Below are 16,837 nucleotides of genomic sequence, written 5' to 3'. Positions count from 1 at the left end.
CGCCGAAGTGCTGGCGGGCCTGGGCGTCTTGCGAGAGCACAAAATCGGGCGGGAGAAGTACTACATTAATGACGCGTTGCTGGCTGAGTTGGTTCGATAGCAACAGGTTGATGCGATCGACACATCCGATAAACGTGTCGATTTTTACTGCTTTTTTAAACATATCGACGCAACGTGTCGATTGGATCGACAGATCCGGGCGAGCCAATGACTGAAGACCAACTCGAACAAGAAACGCTGGCATGGCTGATCGACACTGGCTACAGCCATGTATATGGCCCGGACATTGCCGTTGACGGCGGTTCCCCCGAGCGCAGTAATTACATCCAGGTCGTTCTCGTCGAACGATTGCGGGATGCCATCAGTCGGCTCAATCCACACATACCGTTTTCCGCCCGCGAGGACGCCCTGCAGCAGGTCTTGAACCTGGATACGCCCGTGTTGTTGTCAGCGAACAGACTTTTCCATCGTCTGCTGGTCAACGGTGTTGCGGTCGAATATGAGAAAGACGGCGAGAGTCGCGGCGACTTTGTCCGCCTGATCGATTACGCCGAGGTAGCCGCGAACGAGTGGCTGGCTGTGAATCAGTTTTCAATCAAAGGGCCGAAGCATACGCGCCGACCAGACGTCATTTTGTTCGTCAATGGCCTGCCGTTGGTGCTGCTGGAACTGAAGAATCCGGCCGATGAGAACGCCGACATCTGGAAGGCGTACGACCAGATCGAGACCTACAAGGCGCAGATCCCGGACGTGTTCCAGTACAACGAGGTGCTGGTGATTGCGGACGGCACCGAGGCCCGCATGGGATCGCTGTCAAGTAACGCCGAGCGGTACATGGCGTGGCGAACCATCGACGGCGTTGAGCTCGACCCATTGGGGCAGTTCAACGAGCTTGAGACACTCGTGCGCGGCGTCCTGGCGCCGGTCTACCTGCTCGACTTCCTGCGCTTCTTTGTGCTGTTTGAAGATGATGGCACGCTGATCAAGAAGGTCGCCGGCTATCACCAGTTCCATGCCGTGCGCGCTGCGATCATGCAGGTGGTCGCCGCCTCGCGCCCTGGCGGCACCCAGAAGGGTGGCGTGGTGTGGCACACGCAAGGGTCGGGCAAGAGCATCACCATGACCTGTTTCGCGGCGCGCGTCATGCGCGAAGCAGCGATGGAGAATCCGACCATTGTCGTCATCACCGACCGCAACGACCTTGATGGCCAATTGTTCGGCGTTTTCTCGCTGTCGCAGGATCTGCTGCGCGAGCAGCCGGTGCAAGCTTTGACGAGGCAGGATCTGCGCGCCAAGCTTGCCAACAGGCCGTCAGGCGGCATCGTGTTTGCCACGATCCAGAAATTCATGCCTGGCGAGGACGAGGACACCTTTCCTCTCCTGTCCGACCGGCATAACATTGTCGTGATCGCCGACGAGGCGCATCGCACCCAGTATGGTTTTGAGGCGAAGCTGAAATCCCGCAAGGTGAAGCCGCTCGTGCCTGGCACTGGAACGAGTCCGGCATCGCTCGTGGAAGCGGCAGAAGCGCCGGCCCAGTATCTGGAGCGATATCAGGTTGGTTACGCGCAGAACCTGCGCGATGCGCTGCCGAATGCCACTTTCGTCGCGTTTACCGGCACGCCAGTGTCGAGCGAGGACCGGGACACGCGCGCGGTCTTCGGTGACTACATCCACATCTACGACATGCAGCAGGCCCGTGACGATGGCGCGACGGTCGCGATCTACTACGAGTCACGTCTCGCCAAACTCGGGCTGAGAGAGGAATCGCTCGATGGCATCGACGACGAGGTGGACGAACTGGCCGAGGACGAGGAGGATGATCAAAAGGCGCTGCTAAAGAGCCGCTGGGCCGCGCTGGAAAAAGTCGTCGGCTCCGAACCGCGCATCAAGCAGGTCGCGGCTGATCTGGTCCAGCATTTTGAGGAACGTGACAAGGCGCAGTCGGGCAAGGCGATGGTCGTCGCCATGAGTCGCGACATTTGCGCGCACCTGTACAACGCCATCATCGCGCTTCGGCCCGACTGGCATGACGACGATCCTGAGAAGGGCGTGATCAAGGTGGTCATGACAGGTTCGGCCAGCGACAAGCCTCTCCTGCAGCCGCACATCTATTCGAAGCAAGTTAAGAAGCGCATGGAGAAGCGCTTCAAAGATCCCGATGATCCGATGCGCCTGGTAATCGTGCGCGACATGTGGCTGACCGGCTTCGATGCGCCATGCGTGCACACCATGTATGTGGACAAGCCGATGAAGGGCCACAACCTGATGCAGGCAATCGCGCGCGTCAACCGCGTTTTCCGCGACAAGCAAGGCGGCCTGGTGGTGGACTACATCGGCATCGCCAGCGACCTGAAACAGGCGCTCAAGGAGTACACCGCCAGCAAGGGCCGCGGACGCCCCACAGTCGATGCGTACGAGGCATACGCGGTACTGGAGGAGAAGTTGGACGTGTTGCGCGCCATGCTCCACCAGATCGATTACAGCGACTTCCTGACGGGCGGGCATGGCATGCTGGCCAAGGCAGCCAACCATGTCCTTGGCTTGAAAGACGGCAAAAAACGATTTGGTGATACCGCGCTGGCCATGTCGAAGGCGTTCACGCTGTGCTGCACACTCGACGAGGCGAAAGCGGTGCGCGACGAGGTCGCGTTCTTCCAGGCCGTCAAGGTACTGCTGACCAAGAGGGACATCAGCAGCAAGAAGCGCACGGACGAGGAGCGCGATCTGGCTGTGAGGCAAATCATCGGATCGGCGCTGGTGTCTAATGAGGTCGTGGACATCTTCAATGCGGCGGGCCTCGAAAAGCCGAACATCGGTATCCTCGATGACGATTTCCTCAACGAGGTGCGCAACCTGCCCGAGCGTAACCTGGCGGTTGAATTGCTTGAGCGCCTGCTGGAAGGTGAAATCAAGGCCCGGTTCGCCACCAACGTCGTGCAGAACAACAAGTTCAGCGAGATGCTGACCAACGTGATCAAGCGATACCAGAATCGATCAATCGAGACAGCCCAGGTCATGGAAGAGCTGATCGCAATGGCGAAGAAGTTCAAGGAGGAGGCTGAGCGGGGTGCGAACGCCGGGCTGAATGCGGACGAGCTGGCCTTTTATGATGCGCTCGCCAACAATGAGGAGTCAGTGCGCGAGCTGGGGGACGAGACGCTCAAGAAGATCGCCCATGAGCTGGCCGAGAGCCTGCGCAATAACGTCAGCGTGGACTGGGCAGTGCGCGACAGCGTGCGGGCCAAGCTGAGGCTGTTGGTGAAGCGAATCTTGCGCAAGTACAAATATCCTCCCGTGAAGGAAGAGGCGGCCGTTGCTTTGGTTATGCAGCAGGCTGAGACGCTGAGCGCGGAGTGGGCTTAGAAATTAAGGAGAGGGACAAAACAGGCGCCAGGTCCCTCACACGCAGTGTTGGTCGCGCATTTCGCGCCCGAGCTACCCCGCCAGCGCAATCTCGTTGCGCGCCGCCCACGCGCCCATGTCCTGCTTCCTGATCGCCGCCGCCATCAGGTCCGGGAATTTGTCGGGGGTGCAGGCAAAACACGGAATCCCCAGGCTGGCGAAGTGCGCCGCATGGCGATGGTCGTAGCTGGGCGCGCCGTTGTCGTCCAGCGCCAGCAGCGCAATCATCTGCACGCCGCTCTCGACCAGCGCCGCCGCCCGTGACAGCATCTGCGCCGCATTCCCGCCCTCGTACAAATCGCTGATCAGCACGAAAATCGTCTCTTGCGGCCGCGTCACCAGGCCCTGGCAATAGGCCAGCGCGCGGTCGATGTCGGTGCCGCCGCCGAGCTGGGTACCGAACAGGACATCGACCGGATCGGCCAGCAGCGGCGTCAGGTCGACCACCGCCGTATCGAACACCACCACCTGCGTGCTGACCGCCTTGATACTGGCCAGGACTGCCGCGAACATGCTGGCGTAGACCACCGACGGCGCCATCGAACCGCTCTGGTCGACGCACAGCACGATGTCGCGCAGGCTCTGGCTTTTGCGCGCAAAGCCGATGCGGCGCTCGGCGATGATGCTCTGGTAGTCCACCTGGTAATGACGCAGGTTGGCGCGGATGGTGCGCAGCCAGTCGATTTCATTGTGGCGCGGGCGGTGGTTGCGCGCCGCCCGGTTCAAGCTGCCACTAATTGCCTGGCGCAGCGGGTTGGCCAGCTTGCGCTCGAGCTGTTCGACCACGGTGCGCACGACCTGGCGCGCGGTCTCCCTGGTTTTACCCGGCATCAGGCGGTTCAGCGACAGCAGCGTGGCGACCAGGTGGATATCCGGCTGCACGCTGCGCAGCATCTCGGGTTCAAGCAGCATCTGCTCGAGGCCCAGCCGTTCCATCGCATCTTTCTGCATCACCTGCACCACGCTGGCCGGAAAATATTCGCGGATGTCGCCCAGCCAGCGCGCCACGTTCGGGGCCGAGCCCTGCAAGCCGCCGCGTCCTTCCTGCTTGTCGTACAGCGCGCCCAGCGTGCGTTCCAGCGCTGCGTCGGCCGGCGCCAAGGCCAGGTTGTCGGCGTCGCTGCCCAGCATCAGGCGCCAGCGCCGCTGCAATTGGTCGGTATTCATGCCGTCTCTCCCAGTAGCAGTGCCAGCACTGGCAGCACCAGCGCGGCCCGTGCCGGATCGATATCGTGCGCCGCCGCTGCGGCCAGCACGACTTCGCCGCTGGCGACCCGTTCGCCCAGCTGGCGCCGCTCGGGCGCTTCGAACGTGGCGAAGGTGCGGCGCAGCAGTGGCAGCAGTTCGGTGAAGGCGTCCTCGGGCAGCGTCGCGACCCAGCCATTCAAGATGTGCCAGAGCGGGTCGTTCACCACCAGCAGCAAGCCGCTGCCGCGCAAAAAGCCCTCCAGCCACGCCGCCGTGGCCAGCGGATCGACCGGGTTGCTGCATGCGAGCGACAGGGCGCTCGCACTTTGTTCGACGCTCCACGCGTCCTGCTCGAACAGCAGGCGCACGGCGCGCCCGGCAATGAGTGGATGCACCTGGTTTGACGCCGCACACTGCGCCAGCGCGGCGTGCCACGCCGCCTGGTGCGCGTCCACCTGCAGCAGATGGATGGCGCCGTCGGCCTGGATGCATTGCCCCAGCAGCACCTGCGCGGCTTCTTCGTTGATGCCGCGTGCGGCCACCGGCAGGGCGATGCAGGCGCGCAGCACCAGGCCGTCCAGCACCGCGCCCACGCTGGCCGTGTCGGTGCCGCGCACGCTGCCGTAGCGCAGGACATTGGCCAGCGGCGCCAGCGCGGCCAGCAGCAGGCCCGCGTCCTGGGTGCCGGCGGCCAGCGCCTGCATGCGCGCCATCAGCACGGGCACGGCGCGGCGCACGTCGGCCAGCAGCATCGCTTCGACCAGCGCGGTCAAGGCGGGCAGGTGCTGGCCCTGCTGCGCCTGGTGGCACAGGCTCGCTTCGCACGCCAGTTCAAGCGTCGCGCCCCAGACGTTCGCTTCGATCAGCTTGAGTTCAAAGTCGGGTTCCCACGCCAGCAGCCAATGTTCGTGAAAGCTTCCGCTCTTGCCGCGCACGGCACGGGTCCGGCCCCAACGGATACCGAGCAGCGCCAGCCGATGCAGGAAGATGCTCTTTTCGAGATGCAGCGGCTGGCGCAAGTCGAGATCGAGTTCGACCTGGTCGGCGCGCGGCGCCATGCGATAGCGTTTTTGCAGCGCCCGCACGTCCTGCGTCAGCGGCAAGGTCGGGGTCTCGTCCGGCACGCTGCCGAGGCGGTCGTTGACCAGCAGTTCGCGTTCGATCAGGCGCAGCGGTGCATCGCTGTCGCCAAACAGCGTGCTTTGCAGCGCGTCGAGCAGTTCGGTCAAGCCGGCACGCGAGCGCTCGCGCAGGCTGGCCAGCGTGTCGGCCAGGCGCAGTGCTTCGATCACGTGCGCCGACGACGCATCGAGCCCGTGTTTTCTCAGCAGGCGCACGCAATCGGTCAGCCAATACACGGATGCCTTGTGCGGTGTGTGCCACAGGTGGTGGTACCAGCCGGGCGCCTGCACGCCGGCGCCGTAGCCGCTGGTGAAACTGAGGCGCCCGTAGCTCCACGGCGTCCAGGTCGCCGCCACTTTGGCTTTTGGCAGACCGGCCAGCAGATCCTTGTCGTGTTTTGCGGCCGGCATTGTGCGCAGCGACGGCACATGCCAGGCGCCGCAGATGACGGCGATGTTCTGGTGGCCTTCCTTGATGCCGGCCCGGATCATCTGGCGCATGTGGGCCTCGCGCCGCGCTTCGTGTGGATCGAGCTGTTCATTGATGTCGGCGCGCGCCACCGTCATCATTTCTTCGATGGCTGCGAACAGTTCCAGGCTGTCGTCGCGCTGTTCGACCAGGTGATCCCACCACGTTTCGGTGTCGGAGAAGCCGGCCGCCTGTGCCAGCCCGGCGAGCGCGTCGCCGCGCCGCGGTGCAGGCTGGTCCACAGCTTCTTCGACTGTCATCTCGCCGGCCAGCACGTGCGCCAGCGGCAGGTCGATGAAGCGCGTCGGCACCGCGTGCGCCTGGCCGTGCCGGATTGCCTGCCACTCGGGCGAAAATTCGGCGAACGGGTAATACACCGCATGCTGCGGCAATGCAGGCGCGTACACCAGCAACGCCACCGGCGGGCGCATCGTGTCCAGCGCAGCGAGCGCCAGCAGGGCGTCGGCTTCGGGCGGGCCTTCGATCAGGATCAGGCTTGGCCTTAGTTGATCGAGCGCCTGCGCCACGCTGCGCGCACACCCCGGCCCGTGATGCCGGATGCCGAAGAAGTGGACCGTCACAACACGTCGCGGCAGGCGCGGTACAGGTCCTTCCAGCCGTCGCGTTCCTTGACCACGGTTTCCAGGTATTCCAGCATCACGAGGCGGTCCTGCACCGGGTCCTTCACCACCGCGCCGATCAGGGAGGACGCCATGTCGGCGCCGCGCAGCGTGCCGTCGCCAAAGTGGGCGGCCAGCGCCATGCCGTTGGTGACGACGGAGATCGCTTCGGCGGTGCTCATGCTGGCCGAGGGCGACTTCAGCTTGATCTTGCCGTCATCGGTCTGGCCGGCGCGCAGTTCGCGGAAGATGGTGACGATGCGGCGGATTTCCGCCAGTGCCGGTTTTTCGGCCGGCAGTTCCAGCGCGCGCCCCAGGCTCGCCACGCGCGTCTCGACGATGGTCACTTCTTCGTCGGCGCTGTCGGGCAGCGGCAGCACCACCGTGTTGAAGCGCCGTTTCAGCGCGCTCGATAATTCATTCACGCCGCGGTCGCGGTCATTCGCGGTGGCGATCACATTGAAGCCTTTGGCGGCCTGCACGTAGTCGTCGAGTTCCGGAATCGGCAGGATTTTTTCCGACAGCAGGCTGATGAAACTGTCCTGCACTTCGGCCGGGATGCGCGTCAATTCTTCGATGCGGGCGATTTTACCGGTCCGCATGGCGCGCATCACGGGACTCGGCACGACTGCCTCCAGGCTCGGTCCCTTGGCCAGCAACTGCGCGTAGTTCCAGCCGTAGCGGATGGTTTCTTCGGCCGTGCCGGCAGTGCCTTGCACCACCAGCGTCGAGTTGCCGCTGATGGCCGCGGCCAGGTGCTCCGAGACCCACGATTTTGCCGTCCCCGGCACGCCGAGCAGCAGCAGCGCGCGGTCGGTGGCCAGCGTGGCGATGGCAATCTCGATGATGCGGCGCTTGCCGATGTACTTGGGCGTGATCTCGACACCGTTATCGAGCGTCCCGCCGAGCAGATAGATGGCCACCGCCCACGGCGACAGTTCCCAGTTGGGCGGGCGCTGGCGCGTGTCGATTTCCTTCAACGCGGCCAATTCGTGTGCGTACTGCTGCTCGGCGTGCTGCCGCATGACGTTCGTGGTGTTCATTCATCCATCTCCAAAAAACCGGCGTGCATCGTTAAGCGAAATTGCAGCGTATCGACCAGCTGGTCGACCGGGTCGCGCCAGCGCGGCCAGTGTTCCCAGTCGGGTGCGGGCCAGTTGGCCTGCGCAGTGGCGAGAACGGCCGGGTTGAGTGTGCGGCCCAATATCCTGAAACCGTGTTGTGCTTCATAGCCCGGCTGCGCGACCGCGCGCATCGCGTGCTGCGCGCCGGCCAGCATGCGCAGCGACAGGTCCAGCGGCAGCGGATCGGCGGTGGCGCCGGCGCGTCGTTCGGCCCATTCCAGCGCGGGCGCGTCGGCGCGCAGCGCATTGCCGGGCGCGGCCAGCCAGCGCAGCACGATGCGCTCCTGGTCGGGCAGCGGCAGGCGCTGCATGTCGCGCGCCAGCACGGCGGCACTGATCATGCGGGTTGCCGCGGGCAGTTCGGCGCTGGCCAGCAGTACGTACCATTCGATCGCCTCGCGCGTGGGCAGGTCACCCAGCGTGCGGGCGCAAGCCTGCACCAGGCCGCCGAGCAGCGCTACACTGAATTCGTGCCGGGCGCAGAGCGCCACGACGTCCTCTGGTGCCAGCTGCCAGGCAGCGCGCCAGTGCGCGGGTGGCACAGAACGCATCAGGTCGAACAGCCAGCCGGCTTTTTCGCCCAGCCCGCGCTGCGCGTCGACGCCGATGCCATCGCGCTTCATCGCCTTGTCGCAGGCGTCCGGCAGCGTCAGGAGCAGTTCCGGCGGCGCATGACGGAATATCCCTGCCAGGCGTGTTTTGCAGCGCTCCACCAGTTGGGAACCCGGCAGGGCCGCCAGCAACTGCTGCGCCAGGGTGCGCACTTCCTTGCGTTTGTCGTCCAGCACGCCCTCGAGGAAAGCTTCGTCCGCCAGTCCCAGTCCGGTGGAGAGCACCGCCAGGAACGCCACGCGCTGTTCCGGCGGCTCGCTGGCCCAGGCGGATGCCAAGGTGGCCAGCGCCGCAGCCGGATCGCTCCGACGCATGGCCAGCAACGCGGCGCAGCGCTGGGCCAGCGTACCGAGTTGCCAGTGCGTTTCGGGCGCGGCCAGGTCGGCCGCCACGCCGTATTGGGCCGACCAGTCCGGGTGCTGCGCCACCAGCCAGTGCCCGCGCTGGCCCAGCAGCGGCGCGAGGTCGGCGCGCACTGCCGGCTTTTGCATGCCCAGTTCCAGCAGGGGCACCAGCAAGCCATGCGGCACCTTCATGTCGTGCTGGCGCGCGAGTGCCAGCCAGTGCGGCAGCTGCTCGCTGTGCATGCCGGCTAAAATCAGTTGCAGGACCCGCTCGGCGGCGCGTGGACAGGTGGGGCCGGGCGGGCAGGGCGCGGCCTGCGCCTGCGAATGCTGCGGTGTCAGGCCGGCGCGCTGCCACAGGTCGGTCGCGGCGACCAGGTGCCACAGGCGCAGTGGCGCTGGTGCATTGGCCAGCACGCCGTGCAGGGCCGCATCGACGCTGTCGTCCCCCAGCGGCACGCGGGCGGCGCCGGCCAGCAGTGCCTTGTGCAGGACCGGCGAAAAACTCATGGCGCGCCGTCCAGAATGTACAGGCGCGCGCCGCATGCGATCGACAGCGGCAGCAGGGCGATGCCGTCCCAGACACCGAACACATTCGCAGGCGCGCCGCCCGCCACGGCGAGCAGCTGCCAGCCATGGCGAAACCCGTCCTGCAGCGGAATAAGCGCACCGGCGGCGCTGCGCAGCGACCAGCGGCCCGCGTCGAACTGCGGCACCGCGCCGTCGAACTGCATCGGAAAGGCCTCAAGGAAGGGGTTGGCGGCCAGCGCCTCGGCGTACCCGGTCAGCAGGGTGCCGGTATCACGCGTTTCGCTGTGCGGCATGCTGGTCGCAGGCGTCATCTGCACGTCGCTGCCGAACACCACGCGCAGGGGCGCCGCGCCGGGATAGAAATGCAGTGTGCCCTGGTAGACGGCGCCCGGCAGCAGCGGTGGTGGCAGTGCCTGTCCGCCAGCGGAGAATTGCAGCAGCATGGCCCAGCGTCCGGTAGCGCGCCCGCGCAGATAGCAGGCACGGCGGCCGATGCGGGCGTCCAGATCGGTATGGTTGCCGAACACCTGCCAGTGATCCTGCACGCCAGGCGCCAGCAGCACATCGTCCTGGTTCACGGTCCAGCCGATCGCGCTTTTGACATCCTGTTGCAGCAACGCGGGCAGGGTGGTCAGGCGCCGATAGCTTTGGCTGAGCAAGGCGATTTGCGCCAGCTCGCGCGCTACGGCCGTTTCCCAGCCGCTGCTGCTTGACGCGTAGATGCGCATGCCGGCGCGGCGCAGGCGCGCAGCCAGGCCACCAGCCTGGGTATCGACCAGGCGTGCAGCCATCGCTTCCCAGTCCTGCGCCGGCTTGCTGCGCAGGCCTGCCAGGCCGCTTTGCGCCAGGTCGGCCAGCCAGATGTCGAGGATGGCCAGGCCGCCTTCGACGCTCGACGCGCGCTTGTCCTGGGTTTTTTGCTGGCGCTGCTCTTTCGCGGCGGCGTCTTCCGGGGTTGCCAGTTCGACCTTGGCCGCCTTCTGTTCGCTGCGCTGGGCCCGGCTTTGCAGCCAGTCGTTGACCCATGCCGGCGCGGTGGTGTCGGTAAACGCTTGCGCGTCGCGCGCGTACAGCAAGTACAGGCCGAGGCCATGCTTGCAGGGGAATTTGCGGCTCGGGCAGGTGCATTTGAAAGAAGGGCCGGCCAGGTCGATCTGGGCGCGGTAGGGCTCCTTGCCGCTGCCCTGGCACAGGCCCCACAGCGCTTGCGCGTGCCCGCCCAGGCCCGACCATTTCGCTGCGCCCGATTGCGCGCTGCCCGCTTTGGCGGAGGCTGCATCGGGTGCCAGTGCAAGAATTTGGTCGGCCGAAAGTGTCATCGCGAACAGGCGAAAGAAGATGGCTGATTCTAGCATTCAGGAAACATTACCAACAGTTTTATCGGCGCAGCGGCGCGCTTGTTTCTGGGCGTCCCGATTCAGCGTTTTTGATTTCGCTATATACTCAGCAACCAAGCCGCTTCGGTCGCAGCGCCCCTCGCGGCTGCCTTTCACTTCTCCCTTTTTGGAACCCACCATGACTCTCGTACGCGGATACGCGGCCACTGCCGCCAAAGAAAAACTCGCCCCTTTCACCTTCGAACGCCGCGCATTGAATGCCGACGACGTCGCCATCGACATCAAATTTTGTGGCGTGTGCCACTCCGATATCCACCAGGCCCGTGACGAATGGGGCGGCGGCATGTTCCCGATGGTGCCTGGCCATGAAATCGCCGGCCTCGTGACCGAAGTCGGCGCGAACGTCACCAAGTTCAAGGTGGGCGACGCCGTCGGCGTCGGCTGCTTCGTCGATTCGTGCACCAAGTGCGAGCACCGCCACGAAGACCTGGAGCAGTACATGCCAGGCCTGGTTCAGACCTACAACAGCGTCGAAGCCGATGGCGTCACGCCGACCTTCGGCGGCTATTCGGACCATATCGTCGTCAAGGAAGGCTATGTGCTGTCGATTCCGGCCAATCTGCCGCTCGACAAGGCCGCGCCGCTGCTGTGCGCAGGCATCACGCTGTATTCGCCGCTGCACCACTGGAAAGCCGGTCCGGGCAAGAAAGTCGCCATCATCGGCCTCGGTGGCCTCGGCCACATGGGCGTGAAAATCGCCCACGCCATGGGCGCGGACGTGACGGTACTGAGCCAGTCGCTGTCGAAACAGGAAGACGGCCTGCGCTTCGGCGCGGCGCATTACTACGCCACCAACGACAAGGACACCTTCACCAAGCTGCAGGGCCAGTTCGACCTGATCATCAACACGGTGGGCGCAGCGGTCGACTGGAACGATTATCTGCAGCTGCTGAAAATCGATGGCGTCATGACGCTGGTCGGTGTGCCCGATGCGGCCACGCCGCCGGTGAGTGCCTTCAACCTGATCGGCTCGCGCCGCACCCTGGCCGGATCGATGATCGGCTCGATCAAGGAAACCCAGGAGATGCTCGATTTCTGCGGCAAGCATGACATTACCGCCGATATTGAAGTGATCGACATCCAGGCGATCAACGAAGCCTTCGAGCGCGTGGTGAAAAGCGATGTGCGTTATCGCTTCGTGATCGACATGAAGTCGCTGGCGAAATAAGCTTCGCCACGAGATAAAAAGGGAACGCCGCGGCGTTCCCTTTTTTTTTATTTTGACGCCACCGTGAAGCGCGCTTTCACATGCTGCGGCTGCTCGATTTCGTCGACGATCGCCACGGCCAGGTCGGCCACCGAAATGCCGGCCGGCGCCGGGCCGTCCATCAGCACTTCTTCGCCGCCGACACGGTAAGCGCCAGTGCGCGCGCCCGGCGCCAGCATCGCGGCGGGGCTGAGGAAGGTCCAGTCCAGCACCGTGTTGGCGCGCAGGCGCGTGAGGGCGTCGCGCGCGGCGAGGGCGCCCGGCACCACGTTGGCCGGCACGTGGTCGGTGAAGTTGGGCGTATCGACCAGCTGCACGCCGGGTGCCACGAACAGGCTGCCGGCCCCGCCGACGACCAGCAAGCGCTTCACGCCGGACGCTTCCACGCCACGCTCGATGGCGGCGCTGCCATGCAGGAAGGTGTTGTACAGGTCCGGGGCAGTCCAGCCGGGATTGAAGGCGGAGATGACGGCGTCGGTACCGCGCACGCCGGCGGCGATGCTGGCGGCGTCATACGCGTCGGCGCGCACGCCGGTTACACCCGGTGGCAGCACTTTGGCCGGGTCGCGCACCAGCGCGGTGACGCTGTGGCCGCGTTGCAGCAGTTCGGTCAGTACGGCGGCGCCGACGAAACCGGTGGCGCCAATCAGGGCAATCTTCATGTTATTTCCTTGAGGTATAAGTGGTGCACCACAATAGCGGGTAACAGCTGCGGCGATAAGCCCCGTAAAATCGCTATTACTTTTAAGTCAGGCTTCATAATGAATACGTTCAAACCGTTCGCCGTGTTTGCCGAGACGGTCGCGGCCGGCTCCATGAGCGCGGCCGCGCGCCGCCTCGGGATGACGCCGTCGGCGGTCAGCCAGACCATCCGCGCGCTCGAACTGCACGCCGGCGTCACGCTGCTGCACAGGTCGACCAGAAAGCTGACCCTCACCGAAGCGGGCGAGCGTTGCTACCCACATTGCCTGCGCCTGTTGCAGGCGGCGGCTGCCGCCGCCGATGCGCTGGCGCTGGCGCGCGACGCGCCTTCGGGCGAACTGCGCATTGCTGCTCCCGTGGGCTTTGCTGTCCACATTGCCGCGGCGCTGGCGCCGCTGCTGGCCGAGGCGCCGCAGTTGCGAGTTTGTTTGCTGGTCGACGATGCCTTGATCGACCTGATCGACGCGCGCATCGACATTGCCATCCGGGTTGGCCAGCTGGCCGATTCCACCGCGGTGGCGCGGCCGCTGTGCGACTTCGAATGGATCGTCTGCGCCGCGCCCGGTTACCTCGAGCGCCACGGCGTGCCGGCCGTGCCGTTCGACCTCGCCCACCACCACTGGCTGGCCAATGCGCGCCACACGCTGGACGCCGGGGCGACCGACGCGGCGCCGTTGATGCCGTTGGACGTGACGGACGCGGCCGGGACCACGCAGCGGGTGCAGGTGCGCGTGCGCATCGCCAGCAATAACCAGCTGTCCTTGCAGCAGATGTGCGAGCAGGGCCTGGGCCTGGCGCGCCTGGGCCACGCCGACGTGCTGCCACTGCTCGCGCGCGGCGTACTGGTGCAGGTGCTGCCGCAATGGCAGTTCGGCGCGCTGCCGGTGAATGCGGTGACGCAGCGGCGCGAAGGCGAGCCGGTCAAGGTGGCCGTGGCCATGGACGCTTTTAAACGCTATTTTTCGACCCTCGGGCCGGCGCGCCGGGAAAATGTTCTGCGCTGAGGCGCGATGTATCGTATCGTGCCTGCCAACGCTTTCGAAAGACGCCATGCATAAACTGATCAAGGAACTGATTCGCCTCTACCTCGCACCGGGCGCCGCCATCGACGGGCTTGCCCAGCGCATCGACGGCAGCGCTGTCGATGCGGTCGACCTGGCCGGCGCCGATGGCGCGGTGCGCGCCATCGTCATTCCATTTCGCAAGATGCGCAGCGGCGACGAGGCCGCGCACTGGACCTTGCTGTGCGACGTCGCGAATGCGCTGCAAAGCGAACTGGACTTGCCGGCGCCGGCGGTCAGCGTGTCGGGCACCGATGGCTATGGCTTGTGGCTGTCGCTGGCCAACCCGGTGGCGCCGGCGCTGGCGCAGGAATTTGTCGCCTTGCTGCGCCAGGCCTATTTTTCGGACGTGAAAGTGGCGCTGGATGCCGCTTCCACGCTGGTGGCGCTGCCGCCGTGCCTGAACCCGGAATCAGGCAAATGGGCGGCCTTCATCCATCCCGGCATGGGCGCGTCGTTTGCCGACGAATCGGGCCTGGAGATGGCGCCGCCGCTAAGCGGGCAGGTGGCCTTCCTAGAGGGCTTGCACAGCATCGATGCGGCCCAGTTCGACGCAGCCCTGGCCGTGTTGCGCCAGAAGCAGTCGCCGGCGCCTGCTGCGCCCGCCCGCAGCACGCCGGCCGCGCCAGGCGCACCCGCCGACTTGCTGCTCAAGGATGCGACCCTGGAAGACATCGTTGCCTTCCTGCATGCTAAGAATATCGAGCCGACCTTCCGCCACCTTCTGCGCTAGCGAATTCTGTTAGTCAGCGCACAGTCCTCCCTCCCGCTTTGTTATATTTTTTGTATCACGATGCAAACAAATCGGGATGCCTGCTCTCCAGCAGCATTCCTTAGCCAAAATTTTATAAGGAATACATCATGGACAGCCAAAAACCAAACGAAGGTACCGGACGCGACATTGGCCGTGAAGGCGCCGGATCGAATATGGGCAAGGACCTGAATCAAGGCCGCTCGGGCAATCAGGGTAACAGCTCAGGTAGCGTTGGCAATGCCGCCAGGGATCTGTCGAACGATGCCAGCAAAGCGGCCGCCGATATGAAGGCTGGCTCGAAAGATCTGGCAGCCGATGCCGGCAAAGCCATCGACAATGCCAAGGAAAGCGCCAAGGACACGGTCAGCAATCTGACCCGCGACCTGCCGAAGAACGCCGATGACGTGCACAGCACGATCGACAAGGCAGCCGGCACCGTCCAGCCGCTGGTCGACAAGCTGGCCAACAGCGCCCACGCCGGCGTCGACAAGATTTCCGGCGCCCTGTCCGGCGCCAGCGGTTCGTTCAATGACAAGACCGTACAGCTGCGCGACGCCTACGGCAACCTGACCGCCACCGGCCGCGACTATGTGCGCACCAGCCCGGGCACCGCGGTCGCGCTGGCCGTGGGCGCCGGCTTCATCCTGGCCAAGCTGCTGGGCGGCCGCAAGTAATCCTGCAGTGCATTGAAGACGCCGGTCAGCCAAAAGCGGACCGGCTCTTTTTTCGCCATCACAAAAATATTTCAGGGAAAATCATGACTACTGCAACTCCCAACAGCACCGGCTATCCGGCGACGCTGGGCGCCGACGACACTGGCGAAACGCGGCGCTCCGGGGTCTCCTGGGCTGCCATTTTTGCCGGTGCCGCGTCGGCTGCCGCGCTGTCGCTGATCCTGGCCCTGCTGGGCACCGGTCTCGGCTTTTCGACCTTGTCGCCATATGAAGACCACAGCGCCGTGGTCATGGGCGTGTCGGCCATCCTCTGGATATCGCTGACCTCGATCATCGCGTCCGGCATTGGCGGCTACATGGCCGGTCGCCTGCGCGTGAAATGGGCCAGCGTCCACAACGACGAGGTGTTTTTCCGCGATACGGCGCACGGTTTGCTGGCCTGGGCCGTCGCTACCTTGCTGACCGCCGCCCTGTTCGGCAGTGCGCTCGGCTCGACCCTGTCCGGCGCATTCAAAACGGTTGCGACCGTTGGCGCCGCAGTCGGCACCACTGCGGCAACGAATGGCGACACGGGTATGAACCTGAATCCGGGCGAGTACTACACCGACATGCTGATGCGCAGCGACAAGCCGCTGGCCGAAGCGAACGCCAACCCGCGTGCCGAAGCCGCCCGTATCTTCGCCACCAGCGTGGCCAATGGCAGCCTGGCGGCCGACGACCGCGGCTACCTGGCGCAAACTGTGGCAGCGCGTACCGGCATGGCCCCGCCTGACGCCGAAAAGCGGGTCGACGAGGTGTATGCCCGCATGAGTGCTGCCGCTGTCAAAGCCAGGGCCGCGGCAAAAGAGGCGGCCGACAAGGCCCGCAAGGCCGCTGCCACCGCCGCGCTGTGGCTGACCGTGTCGCTGCTGCTGGGCGCGTTCGTGGCCAGCCTGGCTGCCACGTTCGGCGGGCGCCTGCGTGACGGCGTGGCCCACGCCCGTCCACTTCACCATTAATTCAAGGAGCTGATGATGCGTTCGATTCTTTTGTGGATGGTCGGCGTGCCGATCCCGATCATTATCCTGATCGCCCTGTTCGTGCATTGATTTGACGGCAGGACCGGTGCGCCGCCTGCAGTGCCCGAAGCCGTCCAGTGCAAACTGGACGGCTTTTTCTTTTTGCCTGACGGGGACGCCTATTGGAACTATCGAGAATGGCGCCGGTCTAATTCGCTTCGACTACGCGGCGCCATTGAACAAGCAGGGCAGGGGCGTACTCGCAACGCGAGGCAAAGGACCATGGATCAATCTCCCCTGAACGGCTTGATCACCAAAGAGCTTGAACAATCGTGCGCGCTGGAGCCGATTCACCTGTTGGGCACCGTACAATCGTATGGCTTCCTGATGGTGGTCGAGATCGCCAGCGGGCTTCTGGTACAGGTTTCCGAAGGCATCGTGCGCCACTGGCCCGGCTTGCAGGACGCCGGGTCGCTCATCGGCCAGCCGGTGTCTGATTGGGTGGCTACCCCGGACAACGCCGGTGCATCTGCAATCGCTGCCTGGGAGGAGGCTGTGCCACTGGTTCTGCCCTGGCGCCTGCGCTTCGAACGCACCGGCGCAGCCGTGCCACAGCCGGCTGCGGCGGAT

At 64.9% G+C, this 16,837-nt stretch carries 12 protein-coding genes and 1 pseudogene; 7 read left to right on the top strand and 6 right to left on the bottom strand.

The window, feature by feature from the left end:
- Positions 1 to 207 precede the first annotated feature (207 nt).
- Positions 208 to 3,366, top strand: coding sequence for a type I restriction endonuclease subunit R (locus V6M87_RS08465; protein WP_332876173.1), 3,159 nt, complete (start codon positions 208 to 210; stop codon positions 3,364 to 3,366).
- Between the two features lie 72 nt (positions 3,367 to 3,438).
- Here the strand turns inward: V6M87_RS08465 and V6M87_RS08460 are convergent, their stop codons facing one another.
- The 5 genes from V6M87_RS08460 to V6M87_RS08440 are packed head-to-tail and all read right to left on the bottom strand — an operon-like array spanning position 3,439 to position 10,769.
- On the bottom strand, positions 3,439 to 4,572 hold the full coding sequence (locus tag V6M87_RS08460; protein WP_332876172.1) for a VWA domain-containing protein: 1,134 nt from the start codon (positions 4,570 to 4,572) through the stop codon (positions 3,439 to 3,441).
- Positions 4,569 to 6,764 (bottom strand): DUF5682 family protein, encoded by a 2,196-nt coding sequence (locus V6M87_RS08455; RefSeq protein ID WP_332876171.1) that lies wholly within the window; start codon positions 6,762 to 6,764, stop codon positions 4,569 to 4,571. Before V6M87_RS08455 ends, V6M87_RS08460 begins: the two co-directional genes overlap by 4 nt.
- Complete coding sequence (locus V6M87_RS08450) at positions 6,761 to 7,846, bottom strand: ATP-binding protein (RefSeq protein WP_332876170.1); 1,086 nt, start codon at positions 7,844 to 7,846, stop codon at positions 6,761 to 6,763. The genes V6M87_RS08455 and V6M87_RS08450 overlap by 4 nt, the downstream gene beginning before the upstream one ends.
- Positions 7,843 to 9,393, bottom strand: coding sequence for a DUF5691 domain-containing protein (locus V6M87_RS08445; RefSeq protein ID WP_332876169.1), 1,551 nt, complete (start codon positions 9,391 to 9,393; stop codon positions 7,843 to 7,845). Before V6M87_RS08445 ends, V6M87_RS08450 begins: the two co-directional genes overlap by 4 nt.
- Positions 9,390 to 10,769 (bottom strand): SWIM zinc finger family protein, encoded by a 1,380-nt coding sequence (locus tag V6M87_RS08440; protein WP_332876168.1) that lies wholly within the window; start codon positions 10,767 to 10,769, stop codon positions 9,390 to 9,392. The genes V6M87_RS08445 and V6M87_RS08440 overlap by 4 nt, the downstream gene beginning before the upstream one ends.
- A 160-nt stretch (positions 10,770 to 10,929) precedes the next feature.
- Here V6M87_RS08440 and V6M87_RS08435 point away from each other — a divergent pair, with 160 nt between their 5' ends.
- Complete coding sequence (locus V6M87_RS08435; protein ID WP_332876167.1) at positions 10,930 to 11,979, top strand: NAD(P)-dependent alcohol dehydrogenase; 1,050 nt, start codon at positions 10,930 to 10,932, stop codon at positions 11,977 to 11,979.
- A 47-nt stretch (positions 11,980 to 12,026) separates the two neighbouring features.
- Here V6M87_RS08435 and V6M87_RS08430 read toward each other — a convergent pair whose 3' ends face one another.
- Positions 12,027 to 12,680, bottom strand: coding sequence for an NAD(P)-dependent oxidoreductase (locus tag V6M87_RS08430; protein WP_332876166.1), 654 nt, complete (start codon positions 12,678 to 12,680; stop codon positions 12,027 to 12,029).
- Between the two features lie 99 nt (positions 12,681 to 12,779).
- On the opposite strand from V6M87_RS08430, the gene V6M87_RS08425 reads away from it, so the two are divergent.
- The 5 genes and pseudogenes from V6M87_RS08425 to V6M87_RS27235 all read left to right on the top strand — a co-directional run.
- Positions 12,780 to 13,724 (top strand): LysR family transcriptional regulator, encoded by a 945-nt coding sequence (locus V6M87_RS08425; RefSeq protein WP_332876165.1) that lies wholly within the window; start codon positions 12,780 to 12,782, stop codon positions 13,722 to 13,724.
- A gap of 46 nt (positions 13,725 to 13,770) precedes the next feature.
- Positions 13,771 to 14,514: a hypothetical protein gene (locus tag V6M87_RS08420; RefSeq protein WP_332876164.1), complete on the top strand. Its 744-nt coding sequence runs from the start codon at positions 13,771 to 13,773 to the stop codon at positions 14,512 to 14,514.
- Between the two features lie 128 nt (positions 14,515 to 14,642).
- Positions 14,643 to 15,209, top strand: coding sequence for a hypothetical protein (locus V6M87_RS08415; RefSeq protein WP_332876163.1), 567 nt, complete (start codon positions 14,643 to 14,645; stop codon positions 15,207 to 15,209).
- Positions 15,210 to 15,292: 83 nt separating this feature from the next.
- The gene (locus V6M87_RS08410) at positions 15,293 to 16,207 is read left to right on the top strand and encodes a hypothetical protein (protein WP_332876162.1); all 915 of its coding nucleotides are present in this window, start codon (positions 15,293 to 15,295) and stop codon (positions 16,205 to 16,207) included.
- Positions 16,208 to 16,489: 282 nt separating this feature from the next.
- A pseudogene (locus V6M87_RS27235) lies at positions 16,490 to 16,699 on the top strand (hypothetical protein); the annotation flags it as partial.
- Between the last annotated feature and the right edge of the window lie 138 nt (positions 16,700 to 16,837).

It is taken from the genome of Massilia sp. S19_KUP03_FR1 (assembly GCF_036688685.1).
Classification (GTDB): Bacteria; Pseudomonadota; Gammaproteobacteria; order Burkholderiales; family Burkholderiaceae_D; genus JALYUM01.
This window is presented reverse-complemented; position numbering and strand designations above follow the sequence as displayed.